Consider the following 19934-nt stretch of genomic DNA (forward strand, 5'->3'; position numbering starts at 1 on the left):
CAGGGAAAGGTTGGCCTTCACCGCCTGTGGGTAAGGCCAATTCCTGTGTATTCGAGCAATTTAAGAGGTACTTTAAATAGAATTAGAAAAAAGTTTGTGTAGATATGATTTTCTTTGCAAGCCCTAACAATTTCCAGATTTTGATGAATCCGCCCCCAAACGCCCTGGGAACTAACACCCCCTTCACGCATTTTCACAATACACTTTGGCAAGCGCCTGAAGCTGATTTTATCCCGATGAAGAAAACGAGCTAGCAATTCAAAATCTGCTGCAACACGGTAGTTGGTTTTATATAAACCTAGCTTTTTATAACAGTCACGCCGTACAAAAAATGTAGGGTGGGGTGGCATCCAGCCCCAGCGAAATTTAGATACCCTAAATTTACTGGAGCCATAAAAACGCACTCTTTGGCTTAAGTTATTGCGAGCCACAATCTCCAGATCTGCATAGACAGATTGGGCTCCCGAAACCAAAAATTCATTAACAACATTTGAAATTACACGATTATCAGAATAGACATCATCAGAGTTAATAGTGCCGACTATATCGCCAGACGCTAGGCATATGCCTTTATTCATAGCATCATAAATACCCGAGTCTTTTTCAGACACAACTGCCGCGACTTGGTCTTTAAACTCAGATATTATCTCTAGCGTGCCATCAGTAGAGCCACCATCAATAATTATATGCTCAATATTTACATAATCTTGAGCCAACACGGATAGTATTGTGTCGCGAATGGTGTCAGCACTATTTAGACAAACCGTTATCAGGCTTATTTTTATCACAAAAAGTCTCAAGTTGTCGTTTCGTGAAAAGTAAAACCTCTCTTGAGAACTCTAGTACAAATTACAATATCTGACATTCGATCAACGTAAAATACTTCTATACCAGTCGTACGTTTTCTTTAACCCTACCCCCAAGGAAGTCTGGGAATCCCACCCCAACTTCGATAGCTTTGAGGTGTCTAGCAACTTCCGCGGCACACCATCAGGCATTGACCTGTCAAATGTAATACTTCCCTCAAACCCAGTGATCTCGGCGATTAAATAAGCCAGCTCCTTGACAGTGCAATCCACCCCAGTACCCACATTTAGGTGGGAGCACATAGGCTCTGTCACGGATCGATATACTCGATCTTCCAAACCCATTACAAACACCAACGCATCAACCAGATCCTCTACATACAGAAATTCTCGTCGAACATCACCACTCCCCCAAATCCTGACATTCTGCAGCCCTTCATTTTTGGCCTTATGGAAACGATATATTAATGCAGGGATAACGTGTGAATTTGCAGAGTCAAAGTTGTCATGTGGACCATAAAGGTTTGTCGGCATAACACTGCGATAGTTACGTCCATACTGCCTTGAGTAGGACTCGCACAACTTAATTCCGGCAATCTTGGCAATAGCATAAGGCTCGTTAGTCGGCTCCAACCTGCCACCAAGCAGGTCCCGCTCCCGTATCGGCTGGGGGGAATTCCTTGGATAAATACAAGACGACCCAATAAACAGCAAATTTTGGATATCAGCCTTGTGAGCCTGATGAATTACATTGCACTGAATCATCAGATTCTGGTAAATAAAATCAGCTGGGAGTTTGCTATTCGCCAATATGCCCCCCACCTTTGCCGCAGCCAAATAAACAGTATCAATCGATTCCGAATTAAAAAAATCAGAAACAGCATTAGCATCTGTCAAGTCCAGCGAATCTCGAGGGCAAGTAATGACCTCACAGTTTTTTACCGGTCTCAGCCTCCGAATTAATGCCGAACCAACCATGCCCCGATGACCTGCGACAAAAACTCTCTGGGAGTATTTCACTAACTACTCCTCAAAAATAGGCTCAGTGCGATAACCATTCCCAGCCAACAACAAATTCCGCTTCGCTTCCCTCAAATCATACTTAACCATCTCCCCAACTAAATCTTTCAAGGTTTTTTTAGGTGCCCACCCCAGCTCTTGCCGCGCCAATGAGGCGTCACCTACTAGTGACACCACCTCTGCGGGGCGAAAATAACGAGAGTCCACTTTAACAATTACATCTCCACACTTAACTGCTGGAGCATCTTCTCCCACAATTGAAGCAACAACACCTACCTCTTTCTGCCCCTCTCCATGAAACTCTATCGCTATCCCCAACTCTTGAGCACAATTACGAACAAAATCTCGAACGGAGTATTGCAGCCCTGTAGAGATGATAAAATCCCTAGGACTTTCTTGCTGCAACATCAACCATTGCATTTCAACATAGTCTCTAGCATGGCCCCAGTCCCTCAGCGCATTCAGCTCCCCCAAATACAGGCACCGCTCTAAACCTTGGGCAACATTTGCCAAACCCCGGCTTATCTTTCGAGTAACAAAAGTTTCACCACGTCGTGATGACTCGTGATTAAATAAGATTCCATTGCAAGCATATAAGCCATAGGCCTCGCGGAAATTGACCACAGTCCAATAAGCAAACAATTTTGCAATTGAGTATGGAGAGCGAGGGTAAAAAGGAGTGTTTTCATTCTGAGGGGAAGCTTTGGCAGCACCATAAAGCTCCGATGTTGAGGCTTGGTAAAATCTGGTTTTATCCAACCCCAGAAGACGCATCCCCTCTAGTATTCTGAGGGTTCCAAGCCCGTTCACATTTGCAGTATATTCAGGGCATTCAAAACTGACCGCAACATGTGACTGAGCACCCAAATTATAGATTTCATCAGGCCGCACCTCCTGAAGAATTCGGGTCAAATTATTCGTATCAGTAAGGTCTCCATAGTGAAGAAAAAACCTTCTATTATCATCTTGCGGCCCTTGGTACAAGTGATCTATGCGGCTCGTATTAAATGAAGAGGACCTTCTTTTAACCCCATGAACCTCGTACCCTTTCGCCAATAAGAATTCAGCTAAATAAGAGCCATCCTGGCCTGTTACACCGGTTATTAATGCTTTTTTCATGTCTCAGCCTGTTAGAATTATTGGTATACAAGCGCACCACATCTCCACATCCAATACCGTCCAAACATTTACAAAGATCAATGTCGCTCAGGTTTCGCCCCTAACATCAAGCGAGCCATCTCCCGTATTTCAACCCCCCACAACCTTATCTGAACGAAAGTTGCCAACAATCTATAACCAATATAAATTTCCCTTTTCCGCCAAAAAAATACGACCGACCTTACCGGCGGAAGAAGGGTATGTAGGATCAGCTTAAACCTCCCTGCCCCTTGAGAGAGGAAAAACTGCCCTCCCTTTATCCGCCTTGCTTTTGTCGCTACAGATTGCCAGGAGCATCTAACTCGATGATAAACAAAAGCAGATTTCAGAAATAAGACTTGGTACCCTCTCGCCCTCAACCTTCTGCAAAACTCAAAATCACCACTCGAAAAGGAATTCTCACTAAAGCCGCCAAACTTCAGGAACAAAAACCGATCAACTACCATATTTGCTGTAGCCGCAACTCCTGCAGATACGTAAACCTCTTGTGGTATCCCTCTCATAAAGTCATAGACTTCATAGATATTGGAGAATCCATATTGCTTTTGACTTCGCACATCACCGGCAAATAACTTTACACTCCCCCCCCAACACCCAACCGCCCTATCAACTCCGGCTATCCACTTTGAATCCGGCAGGCAATCAGCATCCGTAAATATAAGCCAATCTCCTTCAGCTAACTCTGCCCCTCTGTTTCTTGCCGCATAAGATCCAGGCTTTTTGCACTTTCCTCTCTTGATCTTAAAACTCCCCCCCCCTAAAAAGGATGGAGAATTCCCGTCATTTGATATCAGCACAAGCTCAAAAAGGTCTTTTGAAATGACCTGAGACTCCAAGCAACAAACCAACTCCTCAATGAAGTGCCACTGCTGATAAACCGGAACAATCACGGAAAATTTAACCCGCATAGCAGCACCAATTACAGATATTGTTAGACATTAGAATCATCACACACTGACTAAACGATTAGCACAACACTTGGAATTAGCAACCTACAACATTAGCCAACAAACAGGATGGGCGGGAATTTCAACAACTGGATCAGGAGAGAGATAGATGGAAATTTCGACAGCTGCCAGGGTAGTTGGAACCTGACAACCTCAAGGGAAGACCGAAACAATCAATGAGAAAATAAATTTGGATAAGCCTTACAGCCCCACACACTTGAAACCGCAGAACACAAACATACTCCAGGGAATAGCAAGAGACCCGCCCGAAAAGAGCATAGCGTAGAAGCTAGCGCTATAAAAAGATGAACCAAAGCCAGCTATCCGTTGATAGCAGCCTCCTCCAACACCTTCAAGGTGGCTTCCGCTGCTCGATCCCAAGAAAACTCACTTCCCCTAACGCATGCAGATTCTTGAAGACTATGGACCAAATCCAAATCTGAATGCAGCTGATGGATACCATTAGCCATACTAGAAACCGAAAGAGGGTCGACCAAAATAGCTCCATCTCCAGCCACCTCCCGCATAGCTCCAGTATTAGAGGTCAAAACCGGCGTGTTCTGCGAAAATGCCTCAACAATAGGCAGCCCAAACCCCTCATAAATCGAAGGGATAAGCAAAGCTCTGGCATTATGATACAAGCCACTTAACTCGTGATCAGGCACATAACCCCGCACCTTTACCATTTCTCCTAAACCCAACCCCTCAATAACTTCACTTAATCGAGGCAGCCCCCAGCCTTGCCCACCGCAAATATAAAGCGGCAATGCTCCTTGAGTAGCCATATCCAAGTAAGCTCGATATGCGGCCAGCAGGCGCTCCAAATTTTTCCGGGGCTCCAGGGTACCGACGAAAAGGAAATACTCCCCATCAATGCGGTCGCCAGTATTTTCCAGGAACGGTGCTTCGGGAATAACAACAGTCTTACCCACAGACTTCGGCATTAACTCTATGAGCTCATCGGCAGTAAATGCTGATACCGCTATCACCGTTTGCGCCGAACTCACCGAAGCGGGCATCAACCCACGCTCAAGGTGTTTACCAAATACAGACATAGTTTCAGGAAAGCGTGCCCAAACCATGTCGTGAATCGTCACCACCCGGCTTACTGAAGACGGCATCATCAGTGGTAAATGATGCCTGGGGGACCAGAATACCTGCAAGTCATCATGCCTAGCCCAGGATGGGAAGCGGGCTTGAGCAAAAAGAGTACCCAGTGATTTACGCCCAACCTTCCCTGTACGTACGACCACATTAGCTGCATCACAGAACCTCTCAGGCAGCGGCGCATCACTATAAAGGAACCATTCATGCCCGCTTTTTACCATACGTTCAATGAGGGCTTCCGTATAACGGCCAATACCTGTAGTGACAACTGACAACGGCCTGGCATCAACACCAATCCTAAGCACAGGAACTCCTGTCGGAGTCAATCACCTCACTACCAACATCAGACCCTAGAACTTCCCGATAAAGTTCTTGATACGATTCTCGCATCTTCTCGCCCGTGAACAGGGTCTCATAACGCTGGCGAGCTGCAGCCCCCATTATCTTGGCTCTTTCAGGGTTGGAGCTGAGGTCATTCATAGCCGCCCGCAGCGCGGCGCTATCCGCTGGAGGTATCACGTGGCCAGTTACACCATTCTCATTTACAAAGCTTGTACCAGTGCCTATCTCACAACTTATCAGGGGCTTACCGGCCATAAGCCCTTCAATCAAGGTGACCCCGAAGGCTTCAGAACGCAGATGAGAAGGAAAAACTACAGCACCACATAGTCTATACAATGCTGCCTTTTCTTCATCGGATACAAACCCCAGAAATTCAACGTTATCCAGGTCCTGCTTAGAAACAAGAGCGCGCATACGCTCCTCTTCTGGTCCCGCCCCCGCAATCAATATGCGGCAGCCCGCCCCCTCAGCCGCGCGAACCAGGTATTCAAGGCCTTTATAGTAACGAAGAACACCGACAAAAAGCATGAAACCCCGGCCATAGGTGCCCTCAATACGCTTCAAGTCATCTTCACGCGGGGGTGGCAAGGTATCCTCATCAACCCCCAAGGGAATCACAGAGACCTTATGCTTCCAGCGCTGCAAAACAGGGCTTGTTGCCACATACCGCTCTGAAGTGGCTACGATACGATCCGCTTTGGCAAAGAAACGATTCATAAGAGGGGTATAAAGCTTAAGCAGCCACTTCTGTCTCACCACATCTGAATGGTAAGTCACGACTAAAGGGCGCCGCTTGCCCGCAAACAGATAGGCAAGATCACCAAAAGGCCAAGGAAAGTGCAAGTGCAACACTTTCGCTTTGCTACGCCATACATCCAGTAGCAAACCAGGTCCAAAACACATTGACTTGAAAGAAAACCAGCGGCGACTTGCCCGAACTTGCAAGCCCGGCTCAATCTCATAGGAGCCAGGCCTGGAAGAAAGTGCCAATACTTCCCCCCCCGATCGGGCCATCTGAAATATGGCCTGTTCCAGTCCCCCTTGAGTTTCAGGAAGGAACGTCCTATAACAATGAGCTGCGGTTACTTTTTGTACCAAAACATACGGCCTTTACAAATTCGACGCATCAGTTTACAGCATGTAAGCTGTTGTTTCTAAAGCTTTTACTGTATATTCGGCTCGACTAAGCCTTTATAATGCCCTCCTAACTTGTAACCGTACCACTTGGATGCTTAAGAATCACCTCAATATTGTTTGGCTTAGGGGCGTTAACGCTTTAAAGGCGGACATGGAAAACACCTACCTCGGGACTATCTGGTGGGTTATGGAGCCTCTTCTGCTTACAGGGCTTCTCTACCTCGCATTTTCATCTGGTTTCCGCGGAAGTCAAACCGGAACAAACTTCTTAATATTCTTGCTTTGTGGCATGTTGCCATTCAAGTGGTTCGCATCCTGCTTAAGTACTAGCGCAGAATCAATTACCAATAACAAAGGAATACTTGGTCAGTTTTATTTGCCTAAGTGGATATTTCCCTGCTCAGTCAACCTATCAATGCTGTTTCGTTTTATGTGTACTCTACCAGTTCTGCTAGGGGCACTATGGCTTTCGGGCTTTTCGCCGTCGACTGCTTGGCTGGGTATCATCCCTATCATATTTACCCAGATAATTATTAATCTGGGGCTGAGCCTTTTAGCTGCAGCAACAATTCCCTTAATACCGGACTTAAGGAATCTTGTGCCACTTTGTGTGACAGGGGTTCTTTTTACATCAGGTATTTTTTTCGACATTAATAGCAGGCCTCCTGAAATACAAGAGCTATTACTAATAAACCCCTTTGCTGGGATTTTCGATAACTACAGGGAAGTTCTACTGGAAAACAAGCTTCCGACTTTTAAATCGCTCACATACCCATTTACAGTCGGGATATCCTCCCTTTTGTTTGCATTAGGCCTAATTAAAGCCCTAGATAGAACTTACCCTCGAGTACTATTATGACTGCCCCCATATTGACTTTTTCAAATGTAGGGCTTGCTTATCGAGGAAAACTAAGCCTGTTTACCAAGCCAAACTGGGTCTTGAAGGATATTTCTTTTGACCTATATCCAGGAGAGACTCTTGGCGTTATTGGACGCAATGGTGCAGGCAAGTCAACCCTACTTAAATTATTGGCAAATATAATCACACCCAATTCAGGCAAAATTGTCCGCCCTCCTCACATAAGGTCTCAGCTGCTCTCACTGGGACTTGGCTTTAATAAAAACCTTAGCGGTATCGACAATGCATTAATGGCTTTGGTTACTCAGGGTTGCAATATTCAGCAAGCTAAAGATCTTATCCCTGTTATTACTAAATTTTCGGGGTTAGGGGCTACTATTAAGGAGCCTGTCGGCACTTTCTCTGCAGGACAAAAAGCACGCCTCGGCTTTGCAACGGCAATTCACTCAACTCCAGATATACTTCTGCTTGATGAAATTCTTGGCGTGGGTGACAAGGACTTTAAAAGGAAATCATCAAAGACACTAAAGGAAAAAGTAAAGTCTGACCAAACGGTAGTCTTAGTTTCTCACTCAACGCAAACTTTAAAAGATTTTTGCGACCGGATTCTATGGATTGAAAATGGAACAATTAAAGATATTGGAGCCACCACGGAGGTTTTAAAGGCGTATGAGATAGAGGTAGCGCCAGCATGAAAATCTACGTGCATATTGGGTCAGACAAAACCGGGTCGACCTCCATACAATCCGCACTAAGCCAGAACCAAAATACTCTTCGGGCAAAAGGCGTAGAGTACCCAAAGCTTCACAAACAAGACAACCACCACGAAAGCCTAGTTAGAGAACTTAGAACAGGCAAAAAAGGAGAAAGCTGGCACAGGCTTAGTAAAGTCATTGCCAGTAAGCCCAACCATCTAATCCTAAGTGCCGAAGCTTTCTGCACCCTAAAAAAAGCAGAAATATCTCGATTTAAGGAATGGATTAACCATAGCGACACCAACATAATTGCCTATATCCGCAGAGCGGATGAATACCTTGAATCAGGTACAATGCAGAGACTTAAAAGTGCAACCTCATTTAACGCTTTCAAAAGGCACTACTTGATAGCAAAACACTTACCTGCACTTTTTGACCCGTATGTTTACAGCGCAGCATTTAAAACACATTTTGTCAAAAGTTGGCGGGCGCATTATCCCACTAGTATGATTATTCGCCCATACAATAAACAGCAGTGGGAAATGAATGATCTTATCTCAGACTTTCTTTACAGTATTTCCCTTGGAGACACCCAGGAAGTCATCCAGACAACTCAAGATAGCCAAAATGTTACACCCGGCATAACCGGAGTTTATGCAATTTCAATTTTAACTCGCAATAAACTCTTCGAACTTCGCCGTCAACTTATTTTGTCCCTTGCAAAAGACCCTCAACACGCCAAGAAAGGAGCTCTTCTAGGCTGGGGGAAAAGAGCTACCGCTCACATACTATCTAGAATTTATAATCTCTACACCTTCGACTCAAAAAAGATAATTTTACCTAGTAACCGAATTCCCAACTCTATTGGGTTGCCAAAGCTATCTGATGTTGTAACAGAATCCGAGAACCTTATTGCAAACCAGCTAGCGAAAACACACAAAAGGAGAGTTCGCCTCTGGCAAGAATTGAATGTACCCAAAAAACAAAGCGATAAGAAGTCTAAGGTAAATTAATCCCTTCAGAGGGAGCCATTCTGTAAAAATTAACTGAACAATAGGCATAGGCTTCCAAAATAAGCAGTGTATAAAAACTGCAGAGCAATATAGCAGTCAAGTTAAAAGCCATAACTCTAAAATCTATCTACTCCTAGCATTAATCCTTATGCGAGCCCACCGTAAGGAGAGCTAAAGTGACGATACTTCTAAGCCCTTGACCTTAAATTTCTAATACGCCCAATTAACCCCGACACCACATTTACAGCTCTATTTTTCCACGCAATAACATCAGAGGAGCTTTGACATACATCATCCCCGCCCTCACTCTTTGACAAAAGAAAGGTATTAAGAATATGAACTATAGCCTCATTAGCTAAATCATCAGTCCACAAATCGCTCCTCAACGCCGGATATTTTGAAAAGTCACTATTAAATATGCTTTCATAAGGAGAATTAATTTTAAATTTTTCCTTCAATAGTGCATTAGATGGCCTAAAACGCTCGTAAAACAGTTCGGCCGACGCCTTATCCGGGAGAGATTTAACTGACTCTGGAGCATTCAGTACAAGCTCTTCTCTAAGCTCCTCATCAAGATTGACACCCAAAGAGTTTAGGATATGCCCAAGTTTGACGGCTATTACCCCTGCACTCTCGTTTGCCTGGATAACTTCTGATGCTTCCATGGGAGCCCCAATCACCTCAGCGAAATCCCTAACTGCACAACCGCCAATTAATTGCTCCCCAGAGAAAACTCGCACAATTATGTTATCCTCTCCAAAATATTGGGCCCACCTAGAAGCTATCTTGTAGTAGTTAAGATTTACCTCCGGGTATGCCCACGGTAAAGCAATAGACCCAAACTCTGAACTTGAGAGGCTATTTTTTGCCGCCTGCTGATACGCAGAAACAACAAATTCATCCTGTCGTCGGATATAGAGAACAACCTTAACCTTATAAATTTCCCGCAATTTTTGACTGAAAGTACCAAGAAATTTATCACCAGCTTTAAATAACCATTCATTTGAGTAAACGATTGTCTCTTTACTTGATGACTCTAGTCTACTTAAGAAATCTTCAGGAGTTCCAACACCGACAACGCCGTTCCCATCAAACCTGAAATCAATTGCACTGCTCTTAAGCGAGCAAAATGTCTTCTGAATTGAAGTCGAGCCAGTCTTACCTGTACCTATATGTAAGTATAAAGTTTTCATATCATACAGAAATCGGACAACTTTTATTATTATATTATTTTATAGTTAATGGTATTGGATTACCACCGGGGACAGTTGGCATCCCTTCATTCCTCACAATTCTTTACATATCTTTTCAGCCGTCAAGATTGGGGCTGGCAAAGAAGCTCCAATTAGCCCTCCCTCCTTTTTATATAGCGTCACTATTTGCTGAAAATAAACTCCCACTAAAAGAATATTTGGCTTACCAATCTCAAGAAGATGAAAAGCAAAGAAAGTCCCTACCAGCCTGGTTCAGCCTGTGAACTTTCAAGCAGTATATTTTGGGGATTCTATATAGCTAATTATCCCCCCCTTTCCTGAAAAGAGCACAAATAGACGATTAAACAGCTATCGCTCCACCATTCATCTTCAGGCAACACATATTCAAAAATAACTAAATTTTAAAAATAGCCGATAATCATTGAGCACTATACCATCACCCCAGATTCGCCAACGCCCAACCTACACTTAGATAATCTTTGCATCACCTACATATGATTCGATCCATCTTAAAAAATAACTTTCGAACTAGGCGCCTTGAATACCAACCTTAACAATAAATAAGCTACAATCAGCTTAACCCTCAACAAGCCCTATAAATGCAAAAACTCTTCATATTTCTGATAATTACTTTTTGTGGTCGAGCAAGGTTAAATAGACACTATAGCGACTCAAAGGTATAAGCAAGGTGAATTTAATAAAAAGTATACTGAGACAAAAAAGAAGATGTGGAGAATAAAGTTTCACTTCAAAACCAGATCCAAGCACTGCAAAGCAGTGCCTAGATGCCAGCTAGAGATTTTGCTATTTAAGTAGGAGTAGGTATAAATGAGTTAGTAAATTAACCCATCCATTTTTTGTACGTATCCTCTATAGTGTAGCCCTTGTGTCGCTTCAACAAATGATAATCCCGCTCGTAAAAGTCAATTAGAACCTTTAACTGACTACGGGATAGATCTCGAATAGTTATTCGCTTCCCCCCCACCTGCTCACGCTTCAGAGTAACTGATGCCCCGACTAAGTCAGACAAATCACTAGATAAAGACTTAAGCTCGCTTATAAAATAAATTTTAGTCAGCTTTCCAGGGTTTGGTATATGCCCTGCCTGCACACCAAAGTGATGACTAATGCTATTAGAGCGATGGAAGTATCTCGTAAAGTCATCTATAAATTGACCCAAGCCAGGAGAACGTGGAAGGTCGCTAGCCGCATCCCCAAGCATATCACTTGAAAGCTCATTATGCTGCCCAACCCGATTATTATATGCAGAAATAAATCTTTCCACCGGGTCACGAACAACGGCAAACGAAAAGAAATCCGGACCCAGATCTTCCAGCTTTTGTTTTTTAGTCAAAAAATAATCATGAATCCAAATCTTTTTGCCCTCACTCTCATAGGGCTCAAAGCGCTCACCATTATCTAATTCAAAAATGAACTCCTTAATTGATGTGCAAGCATTCTTAGGAATGGGGACATAGGCAAATCGGCCTTTAGTACTAACAAGAGCTTTCAATAAACACCTTCCTTAACCTTAACCTTAACCAGCTTTCGCAATCGAGCCTTCAATGCTAAGACCAAATGCGAACGAGCAAAAAATGTTAAATATACAAATTTACCAATCTTCCCCAATTTCTGGAAATCAATTGTTACTTGATCTCCTCTCTCTACCGGCGCCGCCTCTTCAGTAGGCCTTATAGGCTTCTCCACCTTTGAGTACATTGCCTTCTTATTATTGTAAAACTTACTTACCGGCCACTCCTCAGCCATCGAAACATAATTGGACTTACTGCTAACGCCATCCTCAAAACTCAGCACTCCAAAAATGGAGCGTTCAAAACTCCACCTCTCGCTTAAAAAACGCTCCCATGCGTATGACTGCTCCGCTTTTCTAAGTCGAGCCATCTCGGGTACTATCTGAGAGAGGAAGTCACGCTTTTTCAGGAAATCGAAAACCCCTCTTTCAACCTCCCTATAAGAGTGTGCAATCTGGTATGAGTGCTTCAATGTCCCATGTATAGGCTCCCCCGCTACACTATACCCAATGCAGCTACCAACAGGCTGAGAAAAAAGTAATTCGCGTATAGCACCACTTACCGCCGGAGTCGACTCATAAAATGTGGAGCTTTCTAGCTGCCTAGATACAACTTTATCTCCAGCAGTGTGAATAAATAAGGAATTAAGTCTCACATTGGCTACGGCCTGCAAATAATATGACGCCGTCCCACTATATCCAATATCAAACACATAATCTCCCTCTTTCATATCCAGAGAGGCAATATATGATGACAACCCTTCCGCCTGGCTATCCAGCTGTCCTTTTGCCTTTTTAATTGACAATATGCACTCTAGAGCTCCGAGAAACTCATTGAGCCCTTCGAAAGTTTTTCGATTTGAAAGCCAATCCAACTCTCCAAGAAGAGCAGTGATATCAGATTCTTTATAACTAGGAAATAGGTAGCTAATCAATTTAGAGCGATTAAAAGAGCCATAATCAACTAGATCAGTAATGGCTCTCATAGGGCTGGGCTGAGCAAGAAAGCTACTAATTAACGCTTTTCTAGAAGTATTTAAATAAACATATTTAAAATCGAACTTAGCCCCATTTAATTCTAAATATTCGAGCCCTTTAAATAACAACCATCCATCCCGCCCAATCAAGAAAAGCGTTTTTCCTTTTTTAACGGTTTCTTTAAACCATTCCAGAATAGCCCAAACATGAGGCCCCAATGCGGAAGCCCCCAAGGAATATAATGATGCAGCTGCAAAAGACTCTTTATGGCGATTAGGGAATGGAGTCGGGAATATTAAATTCTTTATTGCTCCTAGTGTTGCTCGATTTGACAGCAACCCCCTGGCCTCATGCCCATTGAAAGAAAAACCGTCCCAATCTTTATAGGGAGCATAAAGTGCACCACTATAATATTTTGTCTCCCCTCTCAGGATGTTACTTTTACAAGGAATGTGGAATGTATGGATGCCATATGATTTAGGGATATAATCATCGGCATGCCTATTGTCTCCGACATGCAGCATTACCTCATAGGGAATTCCCGATCTACTATTCAACACTTCAAACAATCCGCCAAAGTGCTTAGAGCTAAGCTCTTCAGAGCTTAACAGTAGATTTTCATCATCTATCGAAATCCCACATGCAGAAAGGAACTGCTTTATAACCTCTTTATTAAAATAAATATCAGAAACGAAATAAACTTTTTTACCCGAATAAGCTGCAAGCTGAACTAAATCATGCATGCCCTCACAGGGCTCTAGCATAGAAAGTTCCAACTCAACTTCTTCTTGCTTTATCTTGGCAAGAACTTCAACTGGAATAGATAAGCTGCCTAGTAATCTTCCTAGCTCTTCATAAATTTGATCATAAGTAATTTCTTCTGCACCGGATTCACCGTTCGACAAAGAGTCACGAACGAGCTTTTCTGCCAATACCCTATATCGTGAAAGTGAAACATTGGTGGGGATTAACCCTATCTCTTTACAGCGCGCCTCCAAAATATCAAAAACATCATGAGGCTCCAGCATTCTCCTAGTAATCAAGGTGTCGAAGATGTCAAATGAGACTAGTTCGAACTCCGGCCACAGGATAGCTTCAACAAGCTGCTCATAACCTCTATCCCACTCAACCCTAGCCCGATATGAGTAATGATCGATTGCTGATGTTCTTTCAGGCTGACAGTCCAACTGGAATTCTTCTGAGACCAGTTCAAGCAATTTGGATTTATCAAGAGATGAATCAAAACTATTTAGAACATTATCAACCCAGAATCTTGAGTATAAAAGCTTCCATTCCTCAAAGTCAGCCAGCAACTTAGAATCTAAGTTACACCCAGAGAGTTTTTCGTTTAGAAACTTAAAAACAAACCCCAAGTCGGTGATATTTTTTTTAAACTTCTTGAAATCATTTTTGGTGTTAGAGGTAGAAGCACCGGAATTTTGGAAATAAAAGATTCCGTCGTAGTCAATACTGCAATATTTTTTCAGATTTGTAGCAAGTATCGTGGAATACAGCAAATCTTCGGCCATAATCAAATGGCGATCAACCTCCATGTAAGTAGCGAATGACTTATCCCACAAGTCACGCCTAATTAACTTATTCCAAACAGTATGCCAATGAAATGCCAATCCTCTCTGCCCGAAGAACTGCTCTCTATAGTCTTCAGCAGAAAGCTCCTCTTTTACTACTCGATTATTTGGATGAATATAATATTCATCTTGTTCGTTAAATAAGACCATATTGCATTGCGACAAATCTGCCCCTGTCGCAACACTTTCATTTATCAGCCTACGGTAAACATCTTTAGCTAAATAATCGTCGCTATCAAGAAAAGCAATATAATCCCCTGATGAATGCTTGGCGCCTTCAATTCGAGCTCTGAAAAGACCCAAATTATCCGTATTCTCAACGTAAAGGATTCTACTATCATGCTCCATCAGCGAAGCTACTATATCAGCACAATCCCCTGGAGATTTATCATTAACAACAATTATCTCCAAATTCGAGTACGACTGATCACGCAAAGAATTCAACGCGCGCAGCAACAAGTGCTCCGTACCAAAAACTGGAACAATAACAGAGATCAATAATTCTTTTTTCATTTTAATAATTGCTAATAACTATGAGATTTTTTGAAAACAGTATTCAACCGTGTCTCCACGTATTCTTCCCCAAGAAAGTTGAATAGTCGTTCTACATCCTCTCTAGATACAATTTTCTCGTAATCAACATGAATACAATCGGAATGCCGGCTGGCAACTTCTCTAAACTTTGCATCAGCCCTCCCAAGCTTTTCCTTTACCTTCACTTCATCTACATTTTTCCACCAACTTGACTTACAAACCTGATCCAAATCTCTCGTATTAAATACAAAAGCAGGCTTATCACAGACAGCCCTTAAAAAGTCCAAGTAACCCTCTAGATTATTTAACTGGTGTGGTTCGGTATAACGAATCTCCTTAAAACCTACAACTTTGCTACCGCGACTAAAAATCCCGGTTTTCCCCTCTAGCTGCCCAAAAATCATTTTTCTGGCATCGGAAATATACGCATCCAAATCGATACCATTTGCTCCATACCAAGGGGACGTGGGAGAATCTGCCTTAGAATTGCCAAAATCTTTCTTTGTTTGCTCTAATGCTCGATAGGCCTTATATAACTGCCAAACAAAATTATTATTTTCGCCCCGAATCATATAACCGCTAATGGAATTAAGGACACCAACAAGTAGAGTTGACCCGCTTCGCCCATAAGTAATAACAAATACATTACTATAATTTGACATGCTATACTAAAGCTCTCAATATTGCTCTTCTAAATTTCCCACCCACCTTCTGTAGATACCCTTTAGGGCCACCTCCTTTTAAGCTCAATTCCTTATTGTATTTTGAAAACTGAGAAAGTGTGGATGCGTAAGACGTTGTAATACACTCAAGAGTAGAGTTTTTTTTCACCGTAAGATCGGAATGACGGGATAACTTTGGCAAAAGCCCCTCTGCAAAACCGCTAAAATGAAAACAAACTAAAGCCTCTTCTTTGTGAAGTAACTTATCCTCGGTTCGAGAAAATTCTTCGATCGAATCTATTCGCCAATGGCCAACGTTTAACCCCTCACCCGAGACTACTTTTACGTCGGCAAACATATGTGGAACCAAATCGAGCCACTTCTGATCGGCATTTACGCCACGGTAATAATCAATACTGCAGTCCCTATTTACCGACTCCCACCAATAGTTGACAAATTCGACTCCCGTTTTTCCTGACTTTACCGCTAATAGACCCGCATTAAATGTGCCGGACTTTATAATCACCTCAAAATCAGGCAAATTATGTTTAACATTTGGCGTTAAATGCGGGGTAAGGAGAACTCCCCACTTTCCCTCAAGAAACCCCAGGTCTGACTGAAAGAAATACATATCAGAATCAACATATAGGATTTCCGCATCTCTTTTGCCATGTATGCCCAGCAGATAACGGAGTGCAAACGGCTTAAAGTAGCAACAAATTTCTGTTAAATTTAATTGTGAGAAATCCCTCTCATACATTTTTTTTGATTCAGAAAAAAATGGTAGCAAGTCAATAATTTCTATTCTGTCATCTAAGGCTTTAACTTCACCCCCATTTAGATCACCAATACAAAAGATATAAAAGTGATCAAACCTAGCGTCTTTTAAAGATGAATAAACTGCTAAGGCACCATTAACCCTATCGGAAGTACAAACCGTACAGACTACCCGGCTCATGCCAGCACTCCATGCATAGCTTTTTGGAATGCCTTCGTATTATGTCGAGACTCCAATAAAGGGAGTGTCGATTCCTCAAAGATTCTCATACTCTCTTCAATATCTTCAAGGAATTCACTTATAACTATCTTATATTCTTCACTATCGAGAGGATTGTTAACCAAAAATTTCTTATCAAGGATATCAGGAATTCCTCCCACAGAAGAGGATATAACTGGTAAACCTAAAGCAAGACACTCTAAAATAATATTGGGCAGTCCGTCCCACAGAGAGGTATTTAAGAAAAGTAAGTAATCACGAACTGCAACCTCTTCAATATCATTATAGGTTCCCATTAGATATACGTTGGGCGGATAAGATAAGGCGCTCCCGCTATCAATTACAAAATCACCATAGACATAGAAATTAAATTCTCCCATATCTGCAGCGACCTTGAACAAAGTTGAGAGATTCTTTTGCCTATCAAACCGTCCAGACCAAAGGATATTTTTTGACTCTGAGCTAAAACACTTTCTTTTCAACTGTCTTGCTGGCAAATATATAGGGCAAACGTGCTCTTCCCTTACGCCGATCCTATCCTGCCAAACCTTACCGGAAATGCTATTATCACTTACAATGCGGTAAATGTATTGACTGCAATCCGCAAGGTATTGCTCAGCATATCCGACTGGAAGCCCCTCATCTAGATAATCATTACAGAAAAGTGATACTACAACATTAGTATATTTAGATACCAGATGACCCCTTAACTTAAGAAGCTCCCAAGCAACCTTTGAATTGATAATATGTATATATGACGGAGACAGCTGAACAATTAAACGTTCAACAACAGCTAACTCCAAAGCAGGATCACACTTTAGCTCTTTTGTGCTTACAAAATCAAAGTTTGAAGTACCCTGATTTATAAATTGAACTTCGGACTCTTCTGTTAACACAAGAAGAACGTTTTTTCCGAGGCTGGCATATGCATCAATGTATCGCGCTGTTGCCAAATCGGCCCCACCCATCTTCATCCATGGCACAAAAATCAGAACGTCATACTTATCTGCCTTAATCTTTGACTTTATCTGGAAATATTTTTCTCCCGCCCCCCTTCTTTCAACAGGGACATGGTGATAATTTATCTCAGCTAAACGCCAAGAGTGGGGCCATAGATTGGAATCAATATCCTTTCCAATTTCTTGCATTTGGGCAAGGGTCCACTCCGGCAAGCTAGGTGTTGAGGTTGCAACCGGAAGTCGCATTTTCTGAATTATCTTTGCTCCGTAGTGGCGTGCAAATAGTTTGACCGTGGGAATTAAACCATCAACAGAAATTCGCCTCTTTAAATTGTTAAGCTTAAGAAAGAAATGAGCTCTAATTGCCGTAAATTGCCTATTCATAATGTAAGCCTAATCAACTAATCAAAAAGTGGGGTATTTCCAATAATTGTTTTTGCTGATTCATGCTCAGAGCAAAGAGAACCAAATAACTTCCTTCTCTCAAATCTTGTCGTTTGAGGCACCGTCCGGTGCACCTTTCCTGCCGCCATCGTATCGCTATTCCAATGCCAATCTTCAAATCCAACCCCTCTTTTGGGGTCGACAGAAGAGTATCTATATTGTTTTGCCAGTGCTGTATTAGTGACCATACAAGCATTCCATGGATTGATGGTAAACAGTAAAGTCTTATCTATTTTGTCGTTAAGCTGATCCGGCTGTCGCCACCAGTGTTTTTCGCCACCAAACGTGACTATAATCTCAGGGTGGCAAATATATCTTGAATCCGAAGAAGCCAAAATGACTGATTCATAAATCCAATTTGAGGAAAAATAATCATCTCCATCAAAAGTACCGACAAAGTCACTTTTAGCTAATGAGATAAGTTCATTTCGGCAGGTACCTAAATCTCCAACACTTAGGTCGACAACAATATCGTCATCTCTGAGGAAAGGGGAATCTTTTACTGTTGAAGAAGTAGTCGCATCGGCATTATCCAGTGAGCATAATATCCGGCATCTAATACCTTTCGATTCCGCATATTGTCGACAAACATCTATTGATCTTAGCGTTCTGTGGGCTAACAATCCCTCTCTATGGAACGTTACAATTGCAGAAAAGCTTAAGCTCTTCTCTGAATTACTTCTCATTACAAATCAACCCTGCTTACCAAAACTAAACACAAGACTTTTTCCTCAAGGGCACCTCTAGCACTTCTCCCCTAAAAAACCTAAAACCGCATTTACACCTTTGTAAAACTCATAAAATCTGATATCCGTGAAAAACATTTTTCATTCAGCCGATAAAGTGTGACTGACGGTTATTGACGAAGCCTGAATCATTAGCTTTCAACATATAATGCAGCAGTTCAGTCTTCACAATCTCCGAGTCCTGGTAAGCAGGATCATTTTTTAGCCCGCCCAACCCAGTTTGGACCTACAAGTATCATAAAAGTTATGATCGATAGGGTGTATTAATGTGAGTCTATGTGGTTTTTTATGAACCCGAATAACGTCACCGGGCTCAGTAACCACTTGGTCATGGCCATCACAAGTAATATATGGTCTTGTATTACTTTGCTTCCCGACAACTAATTTAAATTCGCTGCTTCCTTCAACTACTATCGGGCGGCTGCTCAGAGTGTGAGGATTCAGCGGAACCAATACAATCGCATCTAACTTGGGGTGCATAATTGGGCCGCCGCCGGATAAAGCATAAGCTGTAGACCCAGTAGGTGTTGAAACAATTAACCCATCAGATCGCTGGGTATAAACAAACTGTCCATCTATATACAAGTCAAATTCGATCATTCGAATAAACTCACCAGGATGTAGCACAACATCATTAAGCGCAGACCCTTTCCCAACAGGCCTACCATTACGGGTAACAGACATGTCTAGTAAAAATCGGCTCTCTGCCATATATTTACCAGCCAATACTTCGCCGACCTTATCTTCCACCTGATCGGGAGTAATATCGGTAAGAAACCCTAAACGCCCCCGGTTTATTCCTAACAACGGGACGCTATAGCGCGCTAACGCCCTAGCAGCTCCAAGAAGACTGCCATCGCCCCCAACAACAATAACAAGGTCGCATAGCTCACCTAGTCGATTCCTCTCGGAAACACGTGCGTTGTGGCCGCAAACCGATGTGGCAGTGTCCTCTTCCAAAACAATGCTATACCCCTCATTTTCGAGGTAGGCCATCAGGCGCTTAAGAGAAATGACCGCACTCTCACTCTCAGTTCGCCCTATTAGCCCGATATTTTGAAACTCTGACACAACACCTCCGTGACTCGCGCCATTGTACACACGACAACAATTTCGACGCCCAAGTCAATCATACTTTGAGGCGAGCCGCCGAACTAAACCGACCATTATGCCGAAGACAAGCGGATGAGTCGAAC

The 19934-nt window shown here is 42.6% G+C and carries 17 protein-coding genes; 3 read left to right on the forward strand and 14 right to left on the reverse strand.

The window, feature by feature from the left end; all coding sequences use genetic code 11:
* Window positions 1-17: 17 nt before the first annotated feature.
* The 6 genes from ACG1BZ_RS14595 to ACG1BZ_RS14620 form a co-directional block, all read right to left on the reverse strand.
* Window positions 18-788 carry a glycosyltransferase family 2 protein gene (locus tag ACG1BZ_RS14595; RefSeq protein WP_413662448.1) on the reverse strand — a complete coding sequence of 257 codons (771 nt, stop codon included), beginning with the start codon at window positions 786-788 and terminating at the stop codon, window positions 18-20.
* 81 nt (window positions 789-869) lie between these two features.
* Window positions 870-1784: a GDP-L-fucose synthase family protein gene (locus ACG1BZ_RS14600; RefSeq protein ID WP_413665877.1), complete on the reverse strand. Its 915-nt coding sequence runs from the start codon at window positions 1782-1784 to the stop codon at window positions 870-872.
* A 45-nt stretch (window positions 1785-1829) separates the two neighbouring features.
* On the reverse strand, window positions 1830-2945 hold the full coding sequence (gmd, locus tag ACG1BZ_RS14605; RefSeq protein ID WP_413662449.1) for a GDP-mannose 4,6-dehydratase: 1116 nt from the start codon (window positions 2943-2945) through the stop codon (window positions 1830-1832).
* Between the two features lie 77 nt (window positions 2946-3022).
* Window positions 3023-3892, reverse strand: coding sequence for a glycosyltransferase family 2 protein (locus ACG1BZ_RS14610; protein WP_413662450.1), 870 nt, complete (start codon window positions 3890-3892; stop codon window positions 3023-3025).
* Window positions 3893-4251: 359 nt separating this feature from the next.
* Window positions 4252-5343, reverse strand: a complete 1092-nt coding sequence (locus ACG1BZ_RS14615; protein ID WP_413662451.1) for a glycosyltransferase family 4 protein — start codon at window positions 5341-5343, stop codon at window positions 4252-4254.
* The gene (locus ACG1BZ_RS14620) at window positions 5336-6394 is read right to left on the reverse strand and encodes a glycosyltransferase (RefSeq protein WP_413662452.1); all 1059 of its coding nucleotides are present in this window, start codon (window positions 6392-6394) and stop codon (window positions 5336-5338) included. Before ACG1BZ_RS14620 ends, ACG1BZ_RS14615 begins: the two co-directional genes overlap by 8 nt.
* A gap of 274 nt (window positions 6395-6668) precedes the next feature.
* On the opposite strand from ACG1BZ_RS14620, the gene ACG1BZ_RS14625 reads away from it, so the two are divergent.
* Genes ACG1BZ_RS14625 through ACG1BZ_RS14635 form a run of 3 tightly spaced genes read left to right on the forward strand, consistent with a single transcriptional unit; the run spans window position 6669 to window position 9084 of the window.
* The gene (locus tag ACG1BZ_RS14625; protein ID WP_413662453.1) at window positions 6669-7376 is read left to right on the forward strand and encodes an ABC transporter permease; all 708 of its coding nucleotides are present in this window, start codon (window positions 6669-6671) and stop codon (window positions 7374-7376) included.
* Window positions 7373-8071 carry an ABC transporter ATP-binding protein gene (locus ACG1BZ_RS14630; RefSeq protein WP_413662454.1) on the forward strand — a complete coding sequence of 233 codons (699 nt, stop codon included), beginning with the start codon at window positions 7373-7375 and terminating at the stop codon, window positions 8069-8071. The genes ACG1BZ_RS14625 and ACG1BZ_RS14630 overlap by 4 nt, the downstream gene beginning before the upstream one ends.
* Entirely contained in the window at window positions 8068-9084 is a 1017-nt protein-coding gene (locus tag ACG1BZ_RS14635) for a hypothetical protein (protein WP_413662455.1), read from the forward strand. Before ACG1BZ_RS14630 ends, ACG1BZ_RS14635 begins: the two co-directional genes overlap by 4 nt.
* Before the next feature lie 188 nt (window positions 9085-9272).
* On the opposite strand, the gene ACG1BZ_RS14640 is transcribed toward ACG1BZ_RS14635, so the two are convergent.
* The 8 genes from ACG1BZ_RS14640 to ACG1BZ_RS14675 form a co-directional block, all read right to left on the reverse strand.
* Complete coding sequence (locus tag ACG1BZ_RS14640) at window positions 9273-10277, reverse strand: hypothetical protein (RefSeq protein ID WP_413662456.1); 1005 nt, start codon at window positions 10275-10277, stop codon at window positions 9273-9275.
* Between the two features lie 862 nt (window positions 10278-11139).
* Window positions 11140-11811, reverse strand: a complete 672-nt coding sequence (locus ACG1BZ_RS14645) for a sulfotransferase family 2 domain-containing protein (protein ID WP_413662457.1) — start codon at window positions 11809-11811, stop codon at window positions 11140-11142.
* Window positions 11808-14909, reverse strand: a complete 3102-nt coding sequence (locus tag ACG1BZ_RS14650; RefSeq protein WP_413662458.1) for a glycosyltransferase — start codon at window positions 14907-14909, stop codon at window positions 11808-11810. The genes ACG1BZ_RS14645 and ACG1BZ_RS14650 overlap by 4 nt, the downstream gene beginning before the upstream one ends.
* Before the next feature lie 11 nt (window positions 14910-14920).
* Window positions 14921-15592, reverse strand: a complete 672-nt coding sequence (locus ACG1BZ_RS14655) for a sulfotransferase (RefSeq protein WP_413662459.1) — start codon at window positions 15590-15592, stop codon at window positions 14921-14923.
* Between the two features lies 1 nt (window position 15593).
* Window positions 15594-16550, reverse strand: coding sequence for a hypothetical protein (locus ACG1BZ_RS14660; protein WP_413662460.1), 957 nt, complete (start codon window positions 16548-16550; stop codon window positions 15594-15596).
* Window positions 16547-17932 (reverse strand): glycosyltransferase, encoded by a 1386-nt coding sequence (locus tag ACG1BZ_RS14665; RefSeq protein ID WP_413662461.1) that lies wholly within the window; start codon window positions 17930-17932, stop codon window positions 16547-16549. The genes ACG1BZ_RS14660 and ACG1BZ_RS14665 overlap by 4 nt, the downstream gene beginning before the upstream one ends.
* A 17-nt stretch (window positions 17933-17949) precedes the next feature.
* The gene (locus ACG1BZ_RS14670) at window positions 17950-18678 is read right to left on the reverse strand and encodes a glycosyltransferase (protein WP_413662462.1); all 729 of its coding nucleotides are present in this window, start codon (window positions 18676-18678) and stop codon (window positions 17950-17952) included.
* A 261-nt stretch (window positions 18679-18939) separates the two neighbouring features.
* Complete coding sequence (locus ACG1BZ_RS14675) at window positions 18940-19809, reverse strand: NAD(+) kinase (RefSeq protein ID WP_413662463.1); 870 nt, start codon at window positions 19807-19809, stop codon at window positions 18940-18942.
* Window positions 19810-19934: the final 125 nt, after the last annotated feature.

Origin of the sequence: Microbulbifer sp. CNSA002 (assembly GCF_047324085.1) — a bacterium.
Lineage (GTDB): Bacteria > Pseudomonadota > Gammaproteobacteria > Pseudomonadales > Cellvibrionaceae > Microbulbifer.

Coding starts and splice junctions, on each gene's coding strand:
- ACG1BZ_RS14640 (WP_413662456.1), bottom strand. CDS start 10,277: ATGAAAACTTTATACTTACATATAGGTACAGGTAAGACTGGCTCGACT.
- ACG1BZ_RS14670 (WP_413662462.1), bottom strand. CDS start 18,678: ATGAGAAGTAATTCAGAGAAGAGCTTAAGCTTTTCTGCAATTGTAACG.
- ACG1BZ_RS14650 (WP_413662458.1), bottom strand. CDS start 14,909: ATGAAAAAAGAATTATTGATCTCTGTTATTGTTCCAGTTTTTGGTACG.
- ACG1BZ_RS14665 (WP_413662461.1), bottom strand. CDS start 17,932: ATGAATAGGCAATTTACGGCAATTAGAGCTCATTTCTTTCTTAAGCTT.
- ACG1BZ_RS14630 (WP_413662454.1), top strand. CDS start 7,373: ATGACTGCCCCCATATTGACTTTTTCAAATGTAGGGCTTGCTTATCGA.
- ACG1BZ_RS14600 (WP_413665877.1), bottom strand. CDS start 1,784: ATGGTTGGTTCGGCATTAATTCGGAGGCTGAGACCGGTAAAAAACTGT.
- ACG1BZ_RS14610 (WP_413662450.1), bottom strand. CDS start 3,892: ATGCGGGTTAAATTTTCCGTGATTGTTCCGGTTTATCAGCAGTGGCAC.
- ACG1BZ_RS14625 (WP_413662453.1), top strand. CDS start 6,669: ATGGAAAACACCTACCTCGGGACTATCTGGTGGGTTATGGAGCCTCTT.
- ACG1BZ_RS14660 (WP_413662460.1), bottom strand. CDS start 16,550: ATGAGCCGGGTAGTCTGTACGGTTTGTACTTCCGATAGGGTTAATGGT.
- gmd (WP_413662449.1), bottom strand. CDS start 2,945: ATGAAAAAAGCATTAATAACCGGTGTAACAGGCCAGGATGGCTCTTAT.
- ACG1BZ_RS14635 (WP_413662455.1), top strand. CDS start 8,068: ATGAAAATCTACGTGCATATTGGGTCAGACAAAACCGGGTCGACCTCC.
- ACG1BZ_RS14620 (WP_413662452.1), bottom strand. CDS start 6,394: ATGGCCCGATCGGGGGGGGAAGTATTGGCACTTTCTTCCAGGCCTGGC.
- ACG1BZ_RS14655 (WP_413662459.1), bottom strand. CDS start 15,592: ATGTCAAATTATAGTAATGTATTTGTTATTACTTATGGGCGAAGCGGG.